The 2,537-nt window shown below is 69.1% G+C and carries 2 protein-coding genes; both read right to left on the reverse strand.

Annotated elements, in window-relative coordinates; all coding sequences use genetic code 11:
• Nucleotides 1-99 precede the first annotated feature (99 nt).
• On the reverse strand, nt 100-873 hold the full coding sequence (istB, locus tag Cba03nite_RS39305) for an IS21-like element helper ATPase IstB (protein ID WP_203757651.1): 774 nt from the start codon (nt 871-873) through the stop codon (nt 100-102).
• Nucleotides 870-2,366: an IS21 family transposase gene (gene istA, locus Cba03nite_RS39310; protein WP_203757653.1), complete on the reverse strand. Its 1,497-nt coding sequence runs from the start codon at nt 2,364-2,366 to the stop codon at nt 870-872. The genes istB and istA overlap by 4 nt, the downstream gene beginning before the upstream one ends.
• Between the last annotated feature and the right edge of the window lie 171 nt (nt 2,367-2,537).

Consider the following 2,537-nt stretch of genomic DNA (forward strand, 5'->3'; position numbering starts at 1 on the left):
TGTCAACGGTCTCTCGGATCACCGGGTGGGCGGACGTGTGGCATCCGGGCTGGCGGACAGCAGTTCTCCGGATGGACGGTCACCAGATCTGGATCTTGTTTAGGTCAGGGGCATCACTCCCTTGCCTGCGAGGGCTTCGGCCAGGCGGTGGCTGTCGCCCTTGGTGATGACCAGGTGGGCGTGGTGCAGTAGCCGGTCGACGGTCGCGGTGGCGAGGGTCTTGGGCATGATCGTGTCGAAGCCGCTGGGATGGATGTTGCTGGTCACGGCGATGGAACGGCGTTCGTAGGCGGCGTCGATGACGCGGTAGAACGCTTCGGCGGCGTCCTGGCCGGCGGGCAGCATGCCGATGTCGTCGACGACGATCAGGTCGACGTTGCAGATCCGGGCGATCGTGCGGGCCACTGACCCGTCGACCTTGGCTTTGCCGATGGTCTGGGTCAGGGTCTCGAGGGTGAACCAGGCCACGCGCATGTCGGACTCGATCGCGACCGCGGCCAGCCCTTCGACGAAGTGCGACTTGCCGGTCCCGGACGGGCCGGAGATCACGAGGTTCTCGTGCCTGCCGACCCATTCCAGCGTCGTCAGCGCGTTCTGCGTCGCCTCCGGGATCGACGACTCCTCCGGGCGCCAGGACGCGAGGGTCTTGCCAGTGGGGAAGTTCGCGGTCTTGCGCCGCATCCTGCGGGTCGCGGAGTCGCGGCCGGTGACCTCCTCGTTGAGTAGGACCCGCAGGACCTCGGCGGGGTCCCAGCGCTGCGCGCGGGCGGTGGCCAGGACGTCGGGTGCGGCTTTGCGCAGGTAGGGCAGCCGCATGCGGCGCAGGATCCGTTCCAGGTCCTCGGGCATCGGCGGGGCGGTGGGTCGGGTCATGAGCCGAACCTCTCCCACGGGCTGGTGCCGGGCTGGACCGAGTGGGTCTCGTCGACGAACACCACGTCAGTGGGTGCGCCGGCGGTGGCGAGGTGGTCCAGGATCGACACCAGGTCGCCGTCACCGAACCGGCCCGCGATCGCCGCGAGGCCGAGGGCGTGGTCGACCTGCCGCGGGTCCAGCGCCGCGGCCAGTTCCACGGCCTTGCGCATCTTGGACCGGACCTTCGTCGCGCCGGCGGCGCCGGCCTCGATGAGCCACCGGTGCGCGCCTTCGCCCAGGTCCAGGAACTCGGTCTCCTCGCTTGTCCGCGGCCGGGGCCGCGGTGGGCGGGGCAGGTTCCCGCCGGGGTGGTTCGGGTAGTGGGCGTCGAGGATCGACGGGTTGCCCGGCGTCGACAACCGGTGCCGGGCGATCTCGGCCAGCCCGGACGGCGTTCGCCCGACGACGACCAACTCGTCGCCGGCGACCCGACACCACACCTTCGTCCCGACATGGCCAGGCGGGGTCGAATACCGCACCGACCCGAACGACACCGTCTGGTCGTCGTTGACCAGCCGTTCCTCGCCCAACGCAACCGCATGCGGCTGGGCGGGCAGCACATGCAGATGCCGCCGTTCCTCGGCCAGCCGGTCTGCCGGGACTGCTCTGGTCTCGCGGTGGACGCGGCCGTTGACACGTTCACACCACTCGAAGCACGCGTCGGCCAGCTGAGCGAACGACTCATAGGCCGGGGCGAGGTTCGCCGAGGTCGGCACCAGGTCCGCTTTGGCGATCTTCACCGTCGCTTCGACGCCGCCCTTGGACTCCGGGTCGAACGGCTCACACGTCTCGACCTTGCACCCGTAGTGCCGGCCCGCGGCCACGATCTCCGGATGGCGGATCGCGACCCCGGCGACGTGTTCGACCGTCACCGTCTTGGCGTTGTCGGTCAGCACATACGTCGGCGCGCCGCCGATCCGGCGCAGCGTCGCATCCAGGCAGGCGACCAGCGTCGGCAAGGTCTGGTCCCAGACCGGCAGCACCACCCGAAACCGTGACCACGACAACCACGCGCAGAACAGGCTCGTCCGCCTGCCGTCGACCATCGGCCCGGCGCCCCAGTCGAACTGCAGCCACATCCCCGGCTCGGGCACCCACGGCCGATACGAACGCCGGTTCCCGGCCCGGAACCCGTCCTTGGCAGCCGCGACAGCCCGCCGCGTCGAACGCTCATTGCCCGTGAAGCCCATCGCCAGCAGCCGCTGATGCACCACATCCGCGCGGATTCGGCCCTGGGATCTCTCAACGAGGTCCTCGATCTTGTCCTTGAACGGGTCGGTCACCCGCGGCCGCCGCGGGCGGGCTAGGGGGTCACCGCCCTCGTCCCGGATCGCCACATACCTGGCGACGGTCTTCTCATCGACCCCGACCAGCAGCGCCGCAGAATGCGCACAGCGAGTCAGATCGAACGCTTCCAGAATCTCCACGATTTCCCTGTCAGACTTGGCCACAGGTCCCCCGGACGTTGAACTGCTGATCTTCACCAATCAGCCCAACGACGCGGGGACCGCCTACATATCGGGCGTCGTCAAACGACCACCGTGACCGTCAACCCGGAGAACTGGTGTCCGCCAGCCCGGAGACAAACGTCCGCCCACCCGGATCATTCACTGACCGCTGGC

It is taken from the genome of Catellatospora bangladeshensis (assembly GCF_016862575.1).
GTDB lineage: Bacteria > Actinomycetota > Actinomycetes > Mycobacteriales > Micromonosporaceae > Catellatospora > Catellatospora bangladeshensis.